The organism is Ligilactobacillus sp. LYQ60 (assembly GCF_045033015.1).
Classification (GTDB): domain Bacteria; phylum Bacillota; class Bacilli; order Lactobacillales; family Lactobacillaceae; genus Ligilactobacillus.
Window position 1 is genome coordinate 1 of the sequence record NZ_JBJFZV010000003.1, and the last position, 20,006, is coordinate 20,006.

The 20,006-nt window shown below is 45.0% G+C and carries 19 protein-coding genes; 7 read left to right on the forward strand and 12 right to left on the reverse strand.

Going from position 1 to position 20,006, the window contains the following annotated elements:
* From ACI3EZ_RS03765 to ACI3EZ_RS03800, 8 genes are all read right to left on the reverse strand, one after another.
* A partial coding sequence (locus ACI3EZ_RS03765; protein ID WP_405025569.1) for a glycerophosphodiester phosphodiesterase family protein occupies window positions 1-217 on the reverse strand: 217 nt, incomplete at its 3' end.
* Between the two features lie 140 nt (window positions 218-357).
* A complete protein-coding gene (locus ACI3EZ_RS03770) occupies window positions 358-1,125 on the reverse strand; it encodes an alpha/beta hydrolase (RefSeq protein WP_405025570.1) in 768 nt (255 codons plus the stop codon).
* 62 nt (window positions 1,126-1,187) lie between these two features.
* Window positions 1,188-1,946 (reverse strand): phosphate signaling complex protein PhoU, encoded by a 759-nt coding sequence (phoU, locus tag ACI3EZ_RS03775; protein WP_405025571.1) that lies wholly within the window; start codon window positions 1,944-1,946, stop codon window positions 1,188-1,190.
* Between the two features lie 12 nt (window positions 1,947-1,958).
* Window positions 1,959-2,714: a phosphate ABC transporter ATP-binding protein PstB gene (gene pstB / locus ACI3EZ_RS03780; RefSeq protein WP_405024120.1), complete on the reverse strand. Its 756-nt coding sequence runs from the start codon at window positions 2,712-2,714 to the stop codon at window positions 1,959-1,961.
* A 12-nt stretch (window positions 2,715-2,726) separates the two neighbouring features.
* Window positions 2,727-3,512, reverse strand: a complete 786-nt coding sequence (pstB, locus tag ACI3EZ_RS03785; RefSeq protein WP_405025572.1) for a phosphate ABC transporter ATP-binding protein PstB — start codon at window positions 3,510-3,512, stop codon at window positions 2,727-2,729.
* Window positions 3,512-4,411 carry a phosphate ABC transporter permease PstA gene (gene pstA, locus ACI3EZ_RS03790; protein ID WP_405024122.1) on the reverse strand — a complete coding sequence of 300 codons (900 nt, stop codon included), beginning with the start codon at window positions 4,409-4,411 and terminating at the stop codon, window positions 3,512-3,514. Before pstA ends, pstB (ACI3EZ_RS03785) begins: the two co-directional genes overlap by 1 nt.
* Window positions 4,408-5,313, reverse strand: coding sequence for a phosphate ABC transporter permease subunit PstC (gene pstC / locus ACI3EZ_RS03795; protein WP_405025573.1), 906 nt, complete (start codon window positions 5,311-5,313; stop codon window positions 4,408-4,410). The genes pstA and pstC overlap by 4 nt, the downstream gene beginning before the upstream one ends.
* The gene (locus ACI3EZ_RS03800; RefSeq protein ID WP_405025574.1) at window positions 5,314-6,192 is read right to left on the reverse strand and encodes a phosphate ABC transporter substrate-binding protein; all 879 of its coding nucleotides are present in this window, start codon (window positions 6,190-6,192) and stop codon (window positions 5,314-5,316) included. It abuts the gene before it with no gap.
* Window positions 6,193-6,345: 153 nt separating this feature from the next.
* Here ACI3EZ_RS03800 and ACI3EZ_RS03805 point away from each other — a divergent pair, with 153 nt between their 5' ends.
* Window positions 6,346-7,170 carry a DNA-binding response regulator gene (locus ACI3EZ_RS03805; RefSeq protein ID WP_405025575.1) on the forward strand — a complete coding sequence of 275 codons (825 nt, stop codon included), beginning with the start codon at window positions 6,346-6,348 and terminating at the stop codon, window positions 7,168-7,170.
* 112 nt (window positions 7,171-7,282) lie between these two features.
* On the opposite strand, the gene ACI3EZ_RS03810 is transcribed toward ACI3EZ_RS03805, so the two are convergent.
* From ACI3EZ_RS03810 to ACI3EZ_RS03825, 4 genes are all read right to left on the reverse strand, one after another.
* On the reverse strand, window positions 7,283-8,965 hold the full coding sequence (locus ACI3EZ_RS03810) for an alpha-keto acid decarboxylase family protein (protein ID WP_405025576.1): 1,683 nt from the start codon (window positions 8,963-8,965) through the stop codon (window positions 7,283-7,285).
* A 29-nt stretch (window positions 8,966-8,994) separates the two neighbouring features.
* Complete coding sequence (locus ACI3EZ_RS03815) at window positions 8,995-9,966, reverse strand: AEC family transporter (RefSeq protein WP_405024127.1); 972 nt, start codon at window positions 9,964-9,966, stop codon at window positions 8,995-8,997.
* A 58-nt stretch (window positions 9,967-10,024) separates the two neighbouring features.
* Entirely contained in the window at window positions 10,025-11,170 is a 1,146-nt protein-coding gene (locus ACI3EZ_RS03820; protein WP_405025577.1) for an NADP-dependent malic enzyme, read from the reverse strand.
* 506 nt (window positions 11,171-11,676) lie between these two features.
* Window positions 11,677-12,606 (reverse strand): alpha/beta hydrolase, encoded by a 930-nt coding sequence (locus ACI3EZ_RS03825; protein WP_405025670.1) that lies wholly within the window; start codon window positions 12,604-12,606, stop codon window positions 11,677-11,679.
* Between the two features lie 159 nt (window positions 12,607-12,765).
* On the opposite strand from ACI3EZ_RS03825, the gene ACI3EZ_RS03830 reads away from it, so the two are divergent.
* From ACI3EZ_RS03830 to ACI3EZ_RS03855, 6 genes are all read left to right on the forward strand, one after another.
* A complete protein-coding gene (locus tag ACI3EZ_RS03830) occupies window positions 12,766-14,064 on the forward strand; it encodes an ammonium transporter (RefSeq protein WP_405025671.1) in 1,299 nt (432 codons plus the stop codon).
* A gap of 68 nt (window positions 14,065-14,132) precedes the next feature.
* Window positions 14,133-14,858: a gamma-glutamyl-gamma-aminobutyrate hydrolase family protein gene (locus ACI3EZ_RS03835; protein WP_405025578.1), complete on the forward strand. Its 726-nt coding sequence runs from the start codon at window positions 14,133-14,135 to the stop codon at window positions 14,856-14,858.
* Between the two features lie 44 nt (window positions 14,859-14,902).
* Window positions 14,903-16,189: an APC family permease gene (locus ACI3EZ_RS03840; protein WP_405025579.1), complete on the forward strand. Its 1,287-nt coding sequence runs from the start codon at window positions 14,903-14,905 to the stop codon at window positions 16,187-16,189.
* Between the two features lie 183 nt (window positions 16,190-16,372).
* Window positions 16,373-18,040 (forward strand): adenine deaminase, encoded by a 1,668-nt coding sequence (ade, locus tag ACI3EZ_RS03845; RefSeq protein ID WP_405025580.1) that lies wholly within the window; start codon window positions 16,373-16,375, stop codon window positions 18,038-18,040.
* Window positions 18,041-18,115: 75 nt separating this feature from the next.
* On the forward strand, window positions 18,116-19,336 hold the full coding sequence (locus ACI3EZ_RS03850; RefSeq protein WP_405025581.1) for an MFS transporter: 1,221 nt from the start codon (window positions 18,116-18,118) through the stop codon (window positions 19,334-19,336).
* 2 nt (window positions 19,337-19,338) lie between these two features.
* Window positions 19,339-19,986 (forward strand): HAD family hydrolase, encoded by a 648-nt coding sequence (locus ACI3EZ_RS03855; protein ID WP_405025582.1) that lies wholly within the window; start codon window positions 19,339-19,341, stop codon window positions 19,984-19,986.
* Window positions 19,987-20,006 lie beyond the last annotated feature (20 nt).

Genomic DNA, 20,006 nt, shown 5'->3' on the forward strand with positions numbered 1-20,006 from the left:
CATTGAACATGATGTCCGTTAACGGCCCGCTTCCCGAAGTTGTCCGGTCAAGGTAGTCATCGTGCAACACCACGACGTGTTCATCCTTGGTAATGCCTAAATCGGTTTCAAGCCACCGTACCCCGTATTTGGTCAGCAATTCAAACGCTGGCATGGTGTTTTCGGGGGCTAAAGTTGACATTCCCCGGTGGGCTAAAATATTTCGTGGACTAGCCATCAATACTGCATTCCGGGTGACAGAAACCGAAATGCACACCTTCTTTCATATGAAATTACTTCCCACTGCCCCGGAAAGTGAACGGATTTCACGAAATTTCCCGTACTCCTTGTTTATTTTTTACTAAGTTAGCAATTAAACTACTCGTTCTTCCACACAAACGCTTCAAGCAACCGAAGCGCTTCTTTTCGGGCCGCAGAAGCATGAAAGCCATGATCGCCTCCTGGAATTAAGTGATACTCAGCATGCTGGTATCCTGATAGGTATTTTTCCGAAGCACTCCGGGGAACAACCTGGTCCGTATCGCCGTGTAAGAGCAGTACTTGTCCCTGGTATTGCTTAGCTACTTCATAAATCGGCAGTGTCTGCGCTGTTCGGAAATAAAAGTCCCCCACCGAAAAATCACCGTGGTTTGAATGCCAAACTTGAACGGCAGGAATCTGCTGGGGATCATAGTGAAGCCCCTGCATTTCACCGTGCTGGGCATCATCCTTAAGCGTGGCAGCCGGGTACATTAACACTAACTTATCAACCTTATCGTGGTAATAGCCAGCCAGCATACTAGCAACCACGCCTCCCTGGGACATGCCCACTAGCATAATTCGCTGAACGCCGGGTTGCTGCTGGACGAACTGGAACACTGCCCGTGCATCGCCCAGTTCATTTAAGACCGTCATGTCCTCAAGTCGCCCGTCACTCTGCCCATGACCGTTAAAATCAAACCGCGCTACTGCCATCCCAGCACTGAGTAATGTCTGGGCTGCTTGATATTCAATGCGATCCTTCTCCCGACCACAGTTCCCCGTGAATCCATGAAAAATGACTGCACAATCAAACGTTGTTTTCCCCGCAGGAACATCGAAAAAGCCACGCAGCGTTAATCCATCGCGTGAAACCGTCACTTTCATTTAAGATAATTCCTCCTTCTAATTCCTAATTAGCCGTTTTCATTCATGTTAATTTTAAATGCCTATTTCTGATTTTCCCGTTTCAGCCGCGCCTTTTTACGCTCATGCCGCGTAACGGCCTCCTGTTCCTCAATTTTTAAATATTCGTCCCGGTTAATTTTTCCGGGATTCAACTCCTGAATCTTTCCCGTCGTTTCATACACAACCCATTCGCACAAATTAACAATATGATCACCAATTCGCTCAAGGATTCGCGTGACCATTAAATAACTCATTGCCGCAACGGCCGTACTTGTTTCACGCTTCATGATTTCGACAATCATCTGATAAATATGGTAATATTGCCGGTCAATTTCAGGATCCATCGCTGCAATTTTCCGCGCCGCTTTCTCATCATCACGAATCACAGCGTCCAATGACTGCTCTAACATGTTCCGGATATCCGCCGTCAAGGCTGAAATTAACTCTTCAATTTCCGGGATCCGGTTATTTCCCTTTAAACGAATGGTTTCCCGGGCAATTAAAACCGCATGATCACCAATCCGCTCCAAATCGGAACTTGCTTTTAAAATGCTGATAATTTTCCGAAATTCATGCGCAACTGGTTGCTGTAATGCAATTAAATCTAATGCTCGTTCTTCAAGCGCAATCTCATTATCATTAATCGCCTTGTCACGTTCAATGTTTTTTTCCGCCAGTTGCTGGTTATGGTCGATAAACGACTTAGTTGCTTGATAAATTTGCTCGCTAATATCAATCCCCATTTCGTTAAACCGTCCGTTCAGCTTTTTCATTTCATCCTTAAAAATTTCATTTACCATTTTTAATCCCCCTTAACCAAACCGGCCGTTCAGATAGTCATCTGTTAATTTTTCCTTCGGTGTCATGAACAATTTTTTCGTCTCTCCGAACTCTACTAAATCACCGTTTAAAAAGAATGCGGTTTGATCTGAAATCCTAGCAGCCTGTTGCATATTATGCGTCACGATAATAATCGTATAATCCTTCTTTAATTCTACCAGCATATCTTCAATTTGAGCATTTGAAATTGGATCAAGGGCGCTCGTCGGCTCATCCATTAAAATAACTTGCGGGTGAACAGCCAGTACCCGGGCGATACAAACCCGTTGTTGCTGCCCCCCGGAAAGTGCAAGGGCACTTGTTTTAAGGTTATCCTTCACTTCATCCCAAACGGCTGCTTTTCTAAGACTCTCCTCAACTTCCTGATCAATCGTCTGCTTATCTTTAATCCCGTTTAACCTTAATCCAAAGGCAATATTATCATATACCGAAAGGGGGAAAGGGTTTGGTTGTTGAAACACCATTCCCACCTCTTTCCGCAACTTCACAACGTTCATCCGAGGGCTATAAATATCCTCCCCATGCAACCGGAAACTTCCCGTGATCGTCACATTTTCAATCAAATCATTCATTCGATTCAAGCATCTTAAAAAAGTCGACTTCCCACACCCTGATGGACCAATCAGCGCCGTAACCTGTTTTTCATTAAAACCAATGTCAAACCCCCGGAGGGCTTCCTTCTTCCCGTAATACAGGTGAACGTTTTTTGCTGTAATAATTTGTGGCATCTAACATTCCTCCTAGCCAAAGTTCCCCGAAACATAATCTTCCGTCATCTGAACGTGAGGCGTCGTGAAAATTTGCGCAGTTTCATCAAATTCAACAATTTGCCCCCAATTAAGAAAAGCGGTATAATCGCTGCTTCGAGAAGCTTGTTGCATGTTATGCGTCACAATGATAATCGTATATCGTTGCTTTAATTCCTGGAGCGTATTCTCCACTTTACGCGTTGAAATTGGATCCAACCCACTTGTTGGCTCATCAAGAAGCAAAATATCGGGTTCCATCGCAATCGCCCTGGCAATGCAAAGGCGTTGTTGCTGCCCCCCCGAAAGCCGCCTACCGTTTTTATCAAGTGAATCCTTCACTTCATCCCATAAAGCAACTGCGCGCAAACTTTCTTCCACCTTTTGCTCCAAAACATCCTGTTTCCTAACCCCGTGGTACTTAAGAGCATACGTAATATTCTCCCGAATTGATTTATAAAAGGGGTTGGGGTGCTGAAACACCATTCCGATGTGCTTACGAAGCTCATAAACGTTAACCGCAGCGGTATTTATATCCAAGCCGTGGTACATAATCTGTCCTTCAACCCGCGCAACTCCATCATTCATTCGGTTAAGCGACCGTAAAAACGTTGATTTACCACACCCAGACGGACCAATTAGCGCGGTAATCCGGTGCCGGGGAAATTCAATCGTCCCCCCAGTAAAGGCCTGTTTATCTCCATAATATACCGCTACCTCATTAGTACTTAACGCCACCGGGGTATCAATTTTTCTAATGTATTTTTCAGTAATTTTCATTAACCCTCTCTCCTATCCGTTGCCGTCATTTTTCGGTAAACAACGTTTCCCAACCACCGTGCACTCAGATTAAAGAGTAAAATCACAATAATTAATACTGCCGCAGAGCCGCTTGAAACCTGATGAGCGTCTGGCAAAATCGATTCGGCGTTAACCTTCCAAATATGGACTGCTAAGGTTTCTGCTGGACGAAAAATATTTAACGGGCTGGTTGCCGAAAACGGATTCCAATTAGCGTAATTAATTGTCGAATTACTTTGCCCCGCCGTATAAATCAAGGCAGCCGCTTCCCCAAAGATTCGCCCTGCACTTAAAATGACCCCGGTGATGATTTTAGGAAGCGCACACGGAAAAACAATTCCGGTTATCGTCTTCCACTTTGAAATCCCCAGGGCTACCCCGGCCTGTCGTTGTTCAACTGCTACCGAGCGAAACGCATCTTCAATACTTCGCGTTAGGAGTGGCAAGTTAAAGAACGTTAGGGTGATTGCCCCAGAAATAATTGAAAACCCAATTTGAAATTTCACCACAAACAGAAGATAACCAAAAAGTCCTACTACAATCGATGGTAATGAACTTAACAATTCAATAATTGTTCTTAGCAAGCTAGTGAACCAGTTATCCTTTGCATATTCGGCTAAGTAAATCCCCACTCCTAACGCAATCGGAAATGAAATTATCGTTGTTAAAATGAGGATATAAACGGAGTTAAAAATTTGATCACGAATTCCACCCCCTGCTTTAAAAGATTGACTAACGCTTGTTAAGAAATGCCATGAAATTCCTGGGAGTCCCGTAACCAAAATATAGCCTATTAAGAAAAATAATAGTAACAGTAACAACCCAACCGCCCCATAAATAACCTCTTTGGCAATACGATTCGCTTTCTCTGGGTTCATTTTTTAATCGCTCCTTTCCGGGTAATTAACCTGATTAACAAGTTAAAGGCTAGAGACATTACCAGTAACACTAGCGCTAACGACCACAATGCATTATTTGATACGGTTCCAAGAACCGTATTCCCCATTTGACTAGTTAATTGGCTAGTCAACGTGGCTGTCGGTGAACCCAATCCCCGCGGCATTAGAACCGCATTTCCAATTACCATTTGAACAGCAAGTGCTTCCCCAAAGGCGCGAGTCATCCCAAAAATAACCGCCGTCAGAATTCCCGGTAACGCCGCGCGTAAAACAATTTTGTAGATTGCCTGCCATTTTGTTGCACCCAGTGAAAGAGCCGCTTGCCTATAATCAATAGGAACCTCCTTGAGGCTGTCAGCCGTCAATGAAATGACGGTCGGTAAAATCATGACAAATAAAACAACCGTTCCGGCTAAAATCCCAAATCCGGTCCCACCAATCGTTCTCCGGACTAGTGGAACAATCACTACTAGTCCAATGTACCCATATACAACCGATGGGATTCCAACCAATAGTTCGGTTACTGCCCGGAGTGCCTGCGTTCCCTTTTTAGGAGCGTATTCAGTCATAAAAATGGCTACCCCAATCGCAAACGGAGTTGCAAGACACGCTGCTAAAACCGTTACTAGAAAAGACGTTAAAATCATTGGCAACGCCCCAACCTGATGATGCCCCGGGTTCCATTGTTTGCCTGTAAGAAATTGAATAAGGCTTAGGTGATCCAAAGTAAAAGTTGCAATTCCCTTGTTAATAATGAAATATAAAATTGCAACAATTAAAACAATGATCAGCCCAAGACACGTAAAACATAATAGTTTTCCCCATCGGTCTTCCGCCGTTTGTCTTGATTTACTTAATAACTTTTGTTTAATTTCATCCATTTAATGCTCCCCCCTTACCGGAGTGACCTTACCATTAACGTCCTTTTTTACTTGCATGTTATGAATACTGATGTACTTCATTTCCTTCACCATTTTGTGTTGAACGGAAGAGGAAAGCATATACTTCAGAAAACGCTTCGTCGTTCCGGTTGGTTTTCCCCGAGTGTACATATGTTCATACGACCAAATTTTCCACCTATTGGTCATTACGTTCTTGGCAGATGGCTGCACCCCATTAATTTTCAATGGATGAATTCCCTGACTCTGAAGATATGAAAAAGAAATATAGCTAATTGCACCTGGTGTATTTGCAACGATCTGCTGAACCGTCCCGTTAGAGTCTTGCTCTTGAGCACTCATCATTTTTTGCCCCTTCATTACGGTATTTTGAAAAGTAAGTCGTGTTCCACTTCCCTTCGCCCGGTTAATCACTACAATCTTTTGATTTCGTCCCCCAAGTTGTTTCCAGTTTGTAATTTTTCCCGTAAAAATCTCCCGTAACTGTTGCATTGTTACATTACTAACCTTAACTTTACGGTTAACAATGGGAGCCATTCCCGTCACTGCAACCCGATGATCAACCAGTTTATTTGTGTGAATCCCACTTTGTTGTTGCGCAAAAACATCCGAATCGCCGACTTGAACGGCTCCTTCCTGAACTTGACTTAATCCTGTTCCAGACCCTCCTCCTTGAACGGTCAGGTTACCACCATGTTCCTTTTCAAACTCAGTCGCTGCCTTTTCAACTAACGGTTGTAACGCAGTCGAACCAACAATGGTAATTTTATTCTGGGCGTGATTCGCACACCCGCCTAAAAGTAAAAGGAGGCCGCCAAAACAAATCCCTTTTACGATCTTGCCCTTCTTCACCTTTATCATTCCTTTCATTCATCGGCCTAACCTTAATGTACTGACGGAATGTAAACTTCGGATCAATTTCGTGTAAAGGCAATGTAAATATTTTGTAAATCCGTTCGTTTTTATTGGTTTATATGGAATAATGTTTATTAGATATTAATGGAGGTGGAATTTGTGAAAGAACGGCTGATTTTAATTACCAAACAACTTCCGCTATTTATGAAACTAAATACTTACTGTAACGACCACGGCTGGATGGTTTATAATACTACTGATCCTGAAGAAGTGTTAGATTTTGTTAAACACCGTCACGTTGCGGGAATTATCTGGGATTTAACGGTAGCATCTTCAACAACCACCCTTCCTCTTATTAAAAAAATCCGGACAATCTTTAATCGCCCCATCATAACACTAGCGACTACAAAAAACCTTGAATATGAAATGCAACTTTTTGCCCTCCACATTGATGATTACGTTACTCAACCATATGAATACGAAGAAATAATTATTCGAATGCAACAATGCCTATGGAGCCGAACTATCCAAACATCCCACAATCCGCCTAAACTTATTCACCAATCCGTTATCACTACTGAGGAACCAGCTTCCCATCCTAAGTCCGAAACTGAAAGTCTCAGCCATTCATCTCCAAAACATTTTCAACTTGATAATCTTGTATTAGATATCGATCACTATCGGGTTTTAAAAGATAACGAAAATTTAGGATTAACCCCCAAAGAATTTAAACTACTTTTTTATTTAATAAAAAACAAAAATCAGGTTCTTTCCCGTGAACAACTCCTTCGCGGCGTGTGGAATTACGGGAACGACTTGGGAACATCCCGAATTGTTGATATCCATATCAGTCACCTTCGTGATAAGATTGAACCAGATCCCCATCATCCTAAATACGTCAAAACAGTCCGCGGGTTTGGTTATACATTCGAGGGGCACAAACTAAAAGTCATTGAAAAGAGCGCTACTAAAAAGACCAATTAAAAAAATAATTTATATTTTTCATATCAAAGATAATACGCATAAAAAAAGAGCGCAGCTTAAAAATTAAGCTGCGCTCTTTAATTTGCTAATTATTCTTAACTATCTTTAAAAATTAATCCTCTTCACCGTAGAAATGGGACTTATCAATCAAACTCATTGACTTCCCAATCTTCTTAACTAACTCTGGCGCGTCCAACGGCTTAGTCTTAACAATTACGAAGTGAGCCTTACTCCGATCGTCCGCGATTTCCTTCATAACGGCATTCAATTCATCCTTCGTTGTTGCCACGTTTACGTCCATCACGTCCGGTGTAATTCCAAGCGCAGTTGGTAACTTCGTATAGTCCCATACAGCAATATCATTGTACTGAGCATGCGCTCCGTGAATAACCCGTTCGATAGTGTACCCATCGTTGTCCACCAGGAAGATAATTGGCTTTAGGTGGTGCCGCTGAATCAGGCTTAATTCTTGAACCGTCATCTGGGCAGAACCGTCTCCAATCGATAAGATGTGCCGTCCTTCCGGATCAGCGATCTGACTTCCCAGGACAGCTGGCAGAGTATACCCAATTGAACCCCACAGCGGTTGTGCCTGGAAGTCCGTGCCTTCACGCAGATTCATAAATGACAACCCATACTGTGACGTTCCCGTTTCAGTATAAATCGTGTCGTTTGGCTGCATAAAGTTCTTAAAAGCGTACATGTACTGACCAAGGTTCAACTCAGCGTCGTCATTGTCCTCGTACTTAACGTCCGGCTCAACGTTTTGTAATCCGGTACTATCAAAGTCGAACGGTGTTGCCTTCTTAGTAACATCAGCAATCAGGTTATTGATGTTAACTCCCCGGCTCTTCGTACCGAAGAAATCCGTATTATCCGAATTTAAAACAACGGTATGATCCTGGGTGAAGCACTGGGTAAAACTTCCAGTGTTAACGTCAATTAACTTACTTCCAAAGATAACAACGAGGTCACTTTCATTGACGTAATTCAAAACCCGCTTATCACCATACTGTGGATAGTACGTTCCGATGAAGTATGGGTTTTCTTCGTTGATTGATGACTTTCCTAACAAAACGGTTGCTACTGGCAGGTGCAACTGATTAATCATCTTTTCAAAGGCTTCCCGTGCCCGGAACGTCATAATTTCGTTCCCAGCAAGAATAACTGGTTTTTTAGCCTTCTTCAATTCATCAGCAAGTCGTTGGGCGACCCGTTCCGTGTGGTCGGTATTTTCAACCGTTAAGTTCAACGGTTCAGCCGGAGCATCAATTTTACTGTGAGCAACATCTAGTGGTAATGAGATGTAAACCGGCCGACTCTTAATAATCGCCGTCGTTAAGACGCGGTCAATCTCCCGCCCAGCATTTTCAAAGCCTAACAGTGCTTGAGCCTCCGTAAACTGCTTGTATGCCCGGTATGAACGCTTGAAGTTTCCCGTAGCATCCGTATGGTGCATCAGCATCTTGTTTTCCTGAACCTTCGTCGTTGGGGCTCCAGTAATAGCAATCACTGGAATGTGTTCAGCATAACTTCCAGCAACCCCGTTCAAAGCACTTAATTCACCAACATCAAATGTGGTAATCAAAGCCCCGACACCCTTCTTCCGGGCATATCCGTCAGCTGCATAAGCTGCGTTCAATTCATTACAATCGCCGATCCAGTTAACTTGATCACTCTTTTCAACGTCATCCAAAAATGACAGGTTATAATCTCCTGGCACCCCAAAAATATCATCAACGCCAATCTCGTGAAGACGTTCGATTAAATAATCAATAACCGTAATCTTAGCCATTTAAATTCATCCCTTCATTTAATTTTTAATTAAAGATAACTCATCATCAACATAATAACTGGCACAACAACCACGAATAACACAGATGTTGCCACAACCAAGTTCGTCGCGAACTTAACATCACCATGATACTGATCAGCTAAGATCGGTAGCACAGCAAGTGACGGAGTGGCGGCCTGAATAATTAACGTCTTGTGGAAAATCGGCGTTAACGTAATTCCAGCATGTAGCCCGATCGTAATAATCGCAAACATGATTAACGGTGATACGATGAACCGCCCAACCAACGATAAGTTTAAGCTCTTCGTAAAGCGAATATTGCTGATTCCAAAGTCCCGTAACATAATCCCGATGTACATCAATGATAATGGCGTAACAAGCCCACCAATATCCGTCAATGTCCGCGTAATAAACGGCGGTAATTGCGTTGCAGCATTGGGCATCCATAATAAGAACGGCAGCGCAATGATGAAGCCCCAAATCGGTGCTGGTAAGAAGTGCTTCCAGTCGATGTGCGCCTTTCCTTGTTCCGTTGTTGGATCGTCAGCAGCGATAACCCAAACACCAAGTGTCCAAATAATAATCGTGTTAACAATGTAGTAAACCAGTAGATACGGAATTGAAACGTTTCCGAACAAAGCAACGTTTAAGGGTAACCCAATGAAAACAGTATTAGCACCGTTAATTCCGGTCATCATTAATCCCCGCCGACCCCGTGGAATCTTAAAAATCCGCACAACAATCCAACTGATTACATAGCCAATCAAGATTGCAAGGATCGTGTAAATTAATCCCTTTGAAAGGCTTCGTAACTGATTAAGGTGAAACCGTTGCAACATTGACATGAAGATAGCGCAAGGTAACGCAATCTTCATGATAACCTGAGAGAGTCCCTTAGAGAATTTGTCACCAAACCAACCCTTCGCCCGGCAGAAGTATCCCACTGCCATCATAATTACAATTGATAAAACACTTTGAATTGATGTCCAAAAAACACCCATTTAAGGTCACTTCCTTAATAGAATTTTTCTCTCTTAGCCCGGGCAGAGCCCACATGTTTTAGTGTGCAAACTGAATAACAGCCTGCGTTACGGTGTCAACCACTTTACTATCAAAGACACCTGGAATAATTTCTTCCGTCTGTGGTTGAGCAACCAGCGCACTTAATCCACGCGCAACGGCAACCTCAAGTTCTGGGGTAACCTTTTTAATGCCTGAACGAAGTAATCCCCGGAATAGTCCCGGAAAGACCAACACATTGTTTACTTGATTCGGATATTGACTCGAACCCGTTGCCATTACAGCCACTCCTGCATCGTGAGCAACCTGCGGATCAATTTCCGGCCGCGGGTTTGCCAGTGCAAAGACGATCGGCTTATCAGCCATCTTCTTAATCTGATCAGCCGTCAAAATATCGCCAACGGATAAACCAATAAAGACATCTTGGTTTTCGATAGCATCATCCAATGACGTAAAGCGCTTTGTTACTGCGCTTCGTTTAGCCAATGCCCGCTGAAATGAATTGAACCGATCATCGTCTGCCGTAACTGGCCCGTCAACATCAACTAATGTGATGTTCATAATTCCGGCGTCCATCAATAACTTAGCAGTCGCGTAACCAGAAGCTCCAACTCCATTTACAAGAACCCGTAAATCTTTCAGATTCTTCCCAACAACCTGAGCGGCATTCATTAAAGCAGCAAGTACAACGATTGCCGTTCCTTCCTGGTCATCATGGTAAACCGGAATATCAACTGCCTGAGCAAGTTTTTCCTCCAATTCGAAGCATCGCGGCGCCGCAATATCTTCTAGATGGAACCCGGCAAACGACGTTGAAATGTTCTTTAACGTCGTCACCAATTCATCAACTGGAACCTGATTCAGCGCTAACGGCACCGCATCAACCCCAGCAAGATCCTTATACAACAAAGCCTTGCCTTCGATAATTGGCAATCCACCAGCTTGACCAGTGTTCCCCAAACCAAGAACCGCCGTCCCATCCGTTACGATGGCAACCAGCTTCCCGCTCATTGTGTACTTGGCTTTTGCTTCCGGATGAGCCTGAATTAACTTTGCAATCTCAGCTACTCCTGGTGTATAGGCCTTTCCAAGATCAGCCTTACTAGTGACATCAAACCGGGGTTCCATACTTAAAACTCCGGGTTTAGCACCCCCATGCATTTTCAAAATTTCATCTTCTGCCATGCGGAATGCATCTCCTTTCGCTTTTTGTTATAGCGCAAATCACAATGCTTGTGAAATAAAAAGGGCTTTGTTATTTTCCGGAAATGCTTAATTGACGATGTTTGTATGCGAATACACAATAATAGTTTTCACAATCTTTGCGTTAAATAGCAACTATAAACGCCGAATCAACGGCAATTAAAAGCGATTAACCCCGTCTCATGATTTTTATTTTGCAAAATTCATTTCTTGTTTTGTGAAATTAAAAATTATTTCAAATTATTTTTTGGTCCACCCGGGTGAACCGATTAAAACAAAAAAACGAGTACCGCAAATTACACACTACCTTAATTACAAAATAATGATTCAGTGATCTACCCATATTCACTTCACTCATTAGCCTTAGTTTGAATTAGTTAAAATAAAACAACGGAACGCCACTTTCATTCAGCTCGTTTATCTTGACACCGAACTACACAAAAGTAGCAAGAAGGCTGTGACCTAAGTCACAGCCTTCTCCAAAATCATTAACGTACATACCTATTCAAAAATTGCCGCACATGGTACTCATATTCCTTAGGGTGGGTCCGGTATGAATGTGCATGGTTGGCATCAGGGCAAATCCACAACTCTTTTGGTCCCCGATCCGCCTGGTAATTTTGATAAACCATCCACGTTGGAACAAACGTATCCCTCGCCCCATGAATAAAGAGCATAGGACGATGGTTATGGTATAACATCCGAATTGAGCTCGCCTCACCCATAAAGTATCCAATTCGTAATTTTACCATCAGACTTAAAACTGGAATCAATGGCCAGCGCGGAACAACAGGCATGTGGTACATGTCCTTTGCTTCATGCGTAATTTCAGCCTTAACGCTGGTGTACCCACAATCCTCAATCATTGCAACACACTGCTTAGGCAGCTGAATGCCACTAGTCATCATCGTGGTTGCTCCGCCCATGCTGACCCCAAACATCACAATTTTAACGTGTGGTCCAAGATGGTGGACTAACCGCTTCATCCACTTTCGCTCGTCATACCGTTCCGGCCAACCAAACCCCACGTATTTCCCTTGGCTATCACCCATTCCGCGGGCATCTGGCAGCAAAACATTGTAACCTAACTGATGGAACATGGCCGCGTAAGCCCCCATATCATTCTTATTTTGCATGTAGCCATGGCAAATTAACACCGCTTTATTAGAATGGGCCGCCGGAATATAACTCGCATCCAGACGATAGTGCCCGCTTGCTGATTCCATTGTCCAATGCTGTTTAGGAGTATCATGGTACCACAATCGTTGGTGATACAATGCTGTCCCGGGTTTAAGGGGAAGCGGCCTTTCAAGAAAATCCTTTTTTGCCGGAACAAACGCAACGTGGAAGAAATATAAATCTGCCACGATAATGGCAATCACCACTGCACCAACCAGGCAGCTCCCCCACCGAACCATCCGTTTCCATGTTTGTTTACTAATCAATTCAATTTCCTCTCTTACTATATCAATCGGTGTTTAGCATACCACGCATTAAAAATAGGCGCAATTAGGGGCCATTTACTCGCTTTTATGTTAGAATATCTAATATACGAAATCCAAAGGAGTTTCCTTATGATTAATATTGCTAATACGGCGTTCGTCCTTAGTGCCACCATCCTTGTTTTCTGGATGACTCCGGGGCTGGCGTTTTTTTATGGCGGCTTAGTCAGCCCCAAAAACGTTGTTAATACAATGCTTTCTGTTTTTATCATCTGTGGAATTGCCGTTCTTTTATTCATAACGTGCGGGTATGAACTCTGTTTTGGGCCCAATATTGCTGGCATCATCGGCAGTGTCCACCATCTGCTCCTTCACGGTGTGAACTTCATGCGTTCAACCGCGACAACCCACATTCCCATGGTAAGCTACCTACTCTTCCAATTAATGTTTGCCCTCATTACTCCCGCCCTTTTCGTTGGCGCGGTTGTGGGGCGCATGCGGTTTAATTATTTTCTACTTTTTTTATGTGCCTGGACATTTTTAGTGTACTATCCACTTGTGCACATGGTTTGGACCCCACACGGTCTTCTCGCCCGTACCGGTCTCCTCGACTTTGCTGGGGGGACTGTCGTCCACATTAACGCGGGAATTACTTCCCTTGTCCTTTCCGTCATTCTCGGTCGGCGCCTTCCCGCCATTCATCAACATTACAATCTACCATGGATTCTTTTAGGAACATCCATCTTATGGATTGGGTGGTATGGCTTTAACGCCGGCGCTGCCCTGGGAATCACCTCCGTGGCGCTGCAGGCGATTCTTACAACAACGGTAGCTACCGCTGGTGCCATTACTACGTGGATGGTGTTAGAAATTATTACACATGGCCATCCAACCCTCGTCGGTACCTGTACCGGCACCCTCTGTGGCCTTGTCGGCATTACCCCGGCCGCCGGTTACGTTTCAACCACCGGCGCCCTTTTCATTGGATTTTTGTGTACGTGTGCAAGTTTTACCTTTATTAACTGGGGCAAACGGTTCCTCCCAATCGACGATCCCCTTGATGCGTTCGGGTGCCATGGCGTTGCCGGAATTTGCGGGTCTATTTTAACCGGTATTTTCGCTACCCGAACAGTTAACCCACACATTCCTGCTAACGGGCTTCTTTACGGGGGTGGTTGGCACCTCTTAGGAGTCCAGGCATTTGGAACGATTGCCACCATCCTCTTTGTTACAATAGTAGCGAGTGGACTTGCCCTTCTCCTTGCCCGGTTTATACCAATGCGGGTTAGCAAACAAGCTGAACAACGTGGTTTGGACCAAAGCGAACATGGCGAACAGGTCGACTATACCATCCTCCCAGGATACGACGTTCGTCGTTATCAAGACGAATTTCGGGGACAACTCGGGCAACTATATCATCATAAAAAATTTTAATTTACACTCAAAAAATGAGTCACATAGAATTAACTTATATTTTGTAAGCTTGATTGGAGGGTTTTACAATGACGAATAAATTAATTGGTGTTTCCGGCAGTTGGATTACTGATCCAGACGGAATGTTTCCGGGATACCACCGCTCCTACGTTAATGATGATTACATTGATAGCGTTGTCCAAGCGGGTGGTACTCCAGTAATTATCCCGGTCACCACTAACCCGGCGGTAATTAGTGCTCAGGTCGCCCACCTCGACGGATTAATTTTAAGTGGGGGACAAGACGTTAACCCCCTCGAATACGGTGAACAACCCCGCCAAAAATGTGGACCGACTTTCCCGGATCGTGATCAGTTTGAACTCCAATTAATTAAGGAGGCTGAACAACGCCACCTTCCAATTTTAGGAATCTGTCGGGGCGCGCAGATTCTTAATGTTTATCATGGCGGAACAATTATTCAGGATTTGAGTTACGCCGACCATGAACTCATTCGGCATGCACAACCAAACCAACCAACGTTGCCAACTCACTCGGTGCGAGTCAGTGCCGATAGTCCGTTTGCTTCCATCTTTGATCAGCGTGAATTTACGGTGAACTCATTCCATCACCAGGTTATTGGTGAACTTGGCGCTGATTTACAAGTCGGCATCACTGCTCCTGATGGTGTAGTAGAAGGATTTAGTAACTTTGCTTACGACGGTTTCGAAGTTGCTGTCCAGTTTCACCCGGAAATGCTGCACCGAACGCATCACCAAGCACAACAACTTTTTAAGGCATTCATGGAAAAGGCATAAACTGCCTTTTATCGCATAATTATTTAAATGAGAGGACTGATTTAATGGCAACACACAAAAATAAACTAGGCTTACTCAGTATTATTCTTCTCGGAGTAAACGCTATTATTGGTTCGGGAATTTTCCTGCTTCCCAATAAGGCCTATGCTCTTGTGGGAACAAAAAGTATCTTTGTTTTTATCTTCGATGCCCTCCTCGTAATTACGATTGCGTTGTGCTTCGCGGAAGCGGCAGGCCTTTTTTCGAAAGATGGTGGGCCATACGTCTATACCCGCGCGGCCTTCGGCGACTTCGCGGGATTTGAAGTGGGATTCATTAAGTGGATTGTCAGCATGATTGCCTGGGCAACCATGGCAAACGGGTTTGCAACGGCGCTAGGACAAATTTTCCCGGCATGCAGTTCCCGGGCAGCCCAAATCATCGTGATGACCGTTATCATTGTCGGACTTACCCTCATTAACCTGTGCGGCGTTAATTCGTCCAAAATCATCAACAACCTTGCTTCGATTGGAAAACTCGTCCCACTAGTTATCTTTATTATCGTTGGCTTCTTTTTCGTACACGGGAAAAACTTCCATCCTGCAACGCCCATTCCTACAACAAGCCATGGCTTTGGAGCGGCGTGCTTGGTAATTTTTTACGCGTTTACGGGCTTTGAAGCCATCGCAGTCGCCGCAGAAGATATGCATAATCCTCAAAAGACACTCCCCCGCGCGATTTTAATGGTAATGGGGGTTGTGTCTATCTTTTACCTTCTCATTCAGGTTGTTGCCATCGGGGTCCTTGGAAACCACCTTGCAACCGCAACAGCGCCCGTTCAGACCGCCATGGAACATTTCCTTGGACGAGGAGGATTTGCTCTGGTTGCTGCGGGTGAGTTGATTTCCATCGGGGGCATCAACATTGCTTCGTCATTTATCACGCCTCGGTGTGCGGTGGCACTCGCGAATGATAACCTCCTCCCCCGCTTCATACTAAAACGTAACCGATACGGGGTAGAATATTGGGCAATTATTATCACGGGAATCATTACCTTGCCGATTGCCCTTTCGGGATCATTTACAACCCTTGCCGCAATCAGCGTGGTTTCCCGGTTTGCCCAGTACCTGCCAACGTGCTTAGCTATTTTGGTATTTCGCCGCACAATGAAGGATGCGTCCCGACCGTTTAAGATTCCCGGTGGACCAATTATTCCGCTCATTGCCATTGTGGTAAGTATTTGGTTACTCATGCAGGCAACCCTCCACGAGTTAATTTGGGGCTTTGGCGGTTTGGTAATAGCAATTCCGTTCTACTTCCTTATGAAGTGGACGTGCCGTCGCCCAAATTAAACACAGATAAATTGGGGACCGTAACGAAAAGTTACGGTCCCTTTGTTATCCTTGAATAACTAACTGTTCGGTTTTTAATTTAAACCTTGACAAAAAAACACGGACGGCCGATACTAATTGACAATATCTACGAATACATTACGGAATTTTCATCATAATTAATCGGATAAAGGAGTCCTTATAATGCAAACCGTTGACCTCTGCGTTACCAGCAACCACGTGCTCAACGTCTTTAACCGGGCGTTCGAACCAAACACCCTATGGATTAATAACGGAACCATTATCGCCACGGGAGAACACTCTGGTGAATATACCGCCAAAACAACCATTAACGCCACCAACCAATACGTCGTCCCGGGGTTTATTGACGCCCACGTCCATATTGAAAGTTCGCTCCTCGTTCCGCATGAACTAGCACGCGTCCTTCTTCCCCAAGGGACCACTACCATCGTGACAGATCCCCACGAAATTGCAAACGTCTGCGGCACAACTGGCCTTGACTTCATGCTTCAAGACGCCGGCCAGGTTCCCCTTGATATCATCACCATGTTACCGTCGTGCGTTCCGTGCGCTCCCTTTGAGCACAACGGCACCACCCTAACAGCTAAAGACCTCAAACCCTATTATGCTAATCCCACGGTTGGGGGACTCTCTGAGGTAATGGACTATCCCGCCGTTGCCCAGCATAATCCCGATATGATGACTAAACTCCAGGATTGCCGCACTGCTCACCGGCAAGCAGACGGCCACGGAGCGGGATTAACCCGGGAACAACTTGACGTTCTTGTTCAAAACGGAATCACTACCGACCACGAATGTATGACCGTTGCTCAGGCCCAAGACCGAATTAATGCGGGGATGTTCCTCTTCTTACGTGAAGGAACCGTTGAACGGGATTTAGAAAACCTAATTTCAGTTGTGACCCCTGCTAACGCTCAACGGTGTGCATTTTGTACCGATGATAAACTAATAACCACCCTCCTAGACGAAGGTGGGATTAACTACTGCATTAAACGCGCCATCCATCACGGGATTAACCCCGCCACCGCATACGTAATGGCAAGCTACAACGCCGCCCAAGCTCACCATCTCACCGATCGGGGTGCCCTAATTCCTAACCAGCAAGCAGACCTCGTTATCCTCGACTCTGCTACTACCTGCCAGGTTGCCCACGTAATCAAAGCGGGCATCCTTGATCCAACCATTACGGCACCGCATTCCCAGCCAACTTCCAATACCATGCACGCTAAGTTTGACCCCATCCAACTTACACTGTCCCTTAAGCGTGATCGGGTTAAGGTCATCACCGTTCAGCCTAACCACATTGAAACGACAACGAGCGTGGAACAAGTCACCCTCAAGAATGGGATTTTTGTTCCTAACCCCCAAAAGGACCAACTAAAACTCGCGGTAGTAGAACGACATCATGCCCGCGGAACGGTCGGAGTAGCCGTTGTTAAGGGCATGCATCTTCGCCACGGTGCCGTTGCAATGTCGATTGCGCATGATTCCCACAACATCATCGCACTCGGGACGAACGATGCTGATATGATCGCTGCCATTCACCACCTGTGCCAAATTGGCGGGGGAATCACCATCTTCAACCACGAACAAGAGGTTGCCAGTATGCCTCTGCCCGTTGCGGGACTTATGACTACAGCTCCCGCTGAAAAAGCGGCTGCCCAATTACACACCGTTACTGCGGCATACCAACAATTGAGTGCTCCGCTTAACTTTGATCCGTTTCTTACCCTATCGTTCCTCGCTCTTCCAGTTATCCCAACCCTTAAACTAACCGATCAAGGCGTATACGATTTTGATCAACAGCAATTTATCCGAATTGATGAATAGAATCCTACCTTTTCCCCAATTTTACGGTACGGTATAATAGGGATGATTACTAAAAATCAGTTAGGAAGGATTCTAATGCAACACCGGGCACTTCCCCAATGGCGTAAAAATTTGTACGTTCTTGCTTTTGGGGACTTCGTTTCAGGAACAGGGTTTAGTATGAGTCTCCCGTTCCTACCACTTTTCATCGGTCAACTTGCCCACTTTTCTCGCGTTCAACTTACCTTTTACGCGGGGCTAGCGTACGCCATTTCATTTATTAGTCAGGCCATTGTGTCCCCGTTATGGGGAAAATTAGCTGATCGCACCGGCCGCAAACCAATGATTCTGCGGTCCGGGTTTGGCATGTGCATTATCGGGTTCCTGTGTGGAACGGTCCCAAATATCTGGTGGCTACTCTTTTGGCGCTTTTTATACGGATGTTTTTCGGGATACAACAGTAATTCCCAGGCACTCATTGCCAGCGAAGCCCCGGATGATTTCGGCGGAAAAGCGATGGGAATTCTCACCACCGGCCGGGTAGGCGGCCAGCTAACCGGACCAATCATCGGGGGAATCATTGCAAGTATCGCCGGTTACCGAATGACATTCTATGTTTTTGGGGCCATTATGTTGGTGGCAAGCTTGCTCGCTCTTTTCTGCGTACACGAAGATTTCAAGCCTCTTCCAGCAACGGATTCCACCCAGCACGGCTCTGCGATGAAACAACTTGAGCACCCTGGATTAATCATTGCAATGTTTATCACAACAATGCTAGTAATGGCCGCCACTAAGGCGATTAACCCCATCATCAGCCTCTTTGTTCAGCAACTTATGCACCACCACGGTGACGTTTCCCTTGCTAGTGGCATCATCACCGCCCTTCCCGGGTTTGCCACGATTTTTACGGCTAACCGTCTGGGAGCTCTAGGCGATAAGGTGGGTGCCGATAAGGTATTGATTTCTGGACTAATTTTCTGCAGTTGTGTGTTTACCGCAACCAGTTTTGTTCACTCGGTGTACACCCTCGGAATCTGCCGGTTCCTTATTGGGATTTCAGATGCGGCTTTATTACCACTGACCCAAACGATTGTAATGCTAAACAGCCCTAACGCCGTGGTCAGTCGGATATTCAGTTACATGCAATCTTTTCAGGCCATTGGGAGTATCATTGGCCCAATGATTGGCTCAATCGTTGCCGGTCACTTCCCGTACGCCACCGTATTTATGGTGACAGCGATAATGGCAGTTGTTAACTTAATCATCGTAATCATTAGTCTTGCCGCAAAAAAACAAGCCTCGAAAGGAGCTTACTAACTATGCAAAACTACCTTTTTGATTTTGACGGAACCATCGTGGACTCCCGCCAAGCAGTCCTAAACAGTACCCGGACAATGTGTCAAAAGATTGGCCTCCCCGTTCCCACCAACGATGTAATTCTCAATTATATGGGAATTCCCCTGGAGGCGATGGTACCTGATATGGTAAAAAAAGCGGGGAAGACGTTCAGTCCTGCCGATTATGACCGCGCGTGCGCCATCTTCCGCAAGGCTTACCGAGCACACGAATTCGAGTTAACCACCGTTTTCCCACACATGAAAGCCACCCTCGCCAAACTTCAACAACATGGTCACCAGTTATTCATCGTTACCAGCAAAAATTCCCACTCGCTTGCGCTAGGCCTTCAAAAATTTGGGTTAGCGCAATACTTTGCGGGAACAGTTGGTTCGGATAATGTAACCCACTTTAAGCCGGCACCGGATGGCGTTTTGAAAATTTTAAATGAGTACCACTTAAAGGCGGATGAATCCGTCATGATTGGGGATGCCAAATACGATTTGCAAATGGGCAACGCAGCTGGTGTCCACACCTGTGGATGTACGTGGGCAGCGTTCAGCATTGACAACCTTAAGCGGGAGCACCCAGATTACTTGATTGATGATCCAGAAGAGCTTCTTAACATTTAAATTCACATTAACCTAACAAA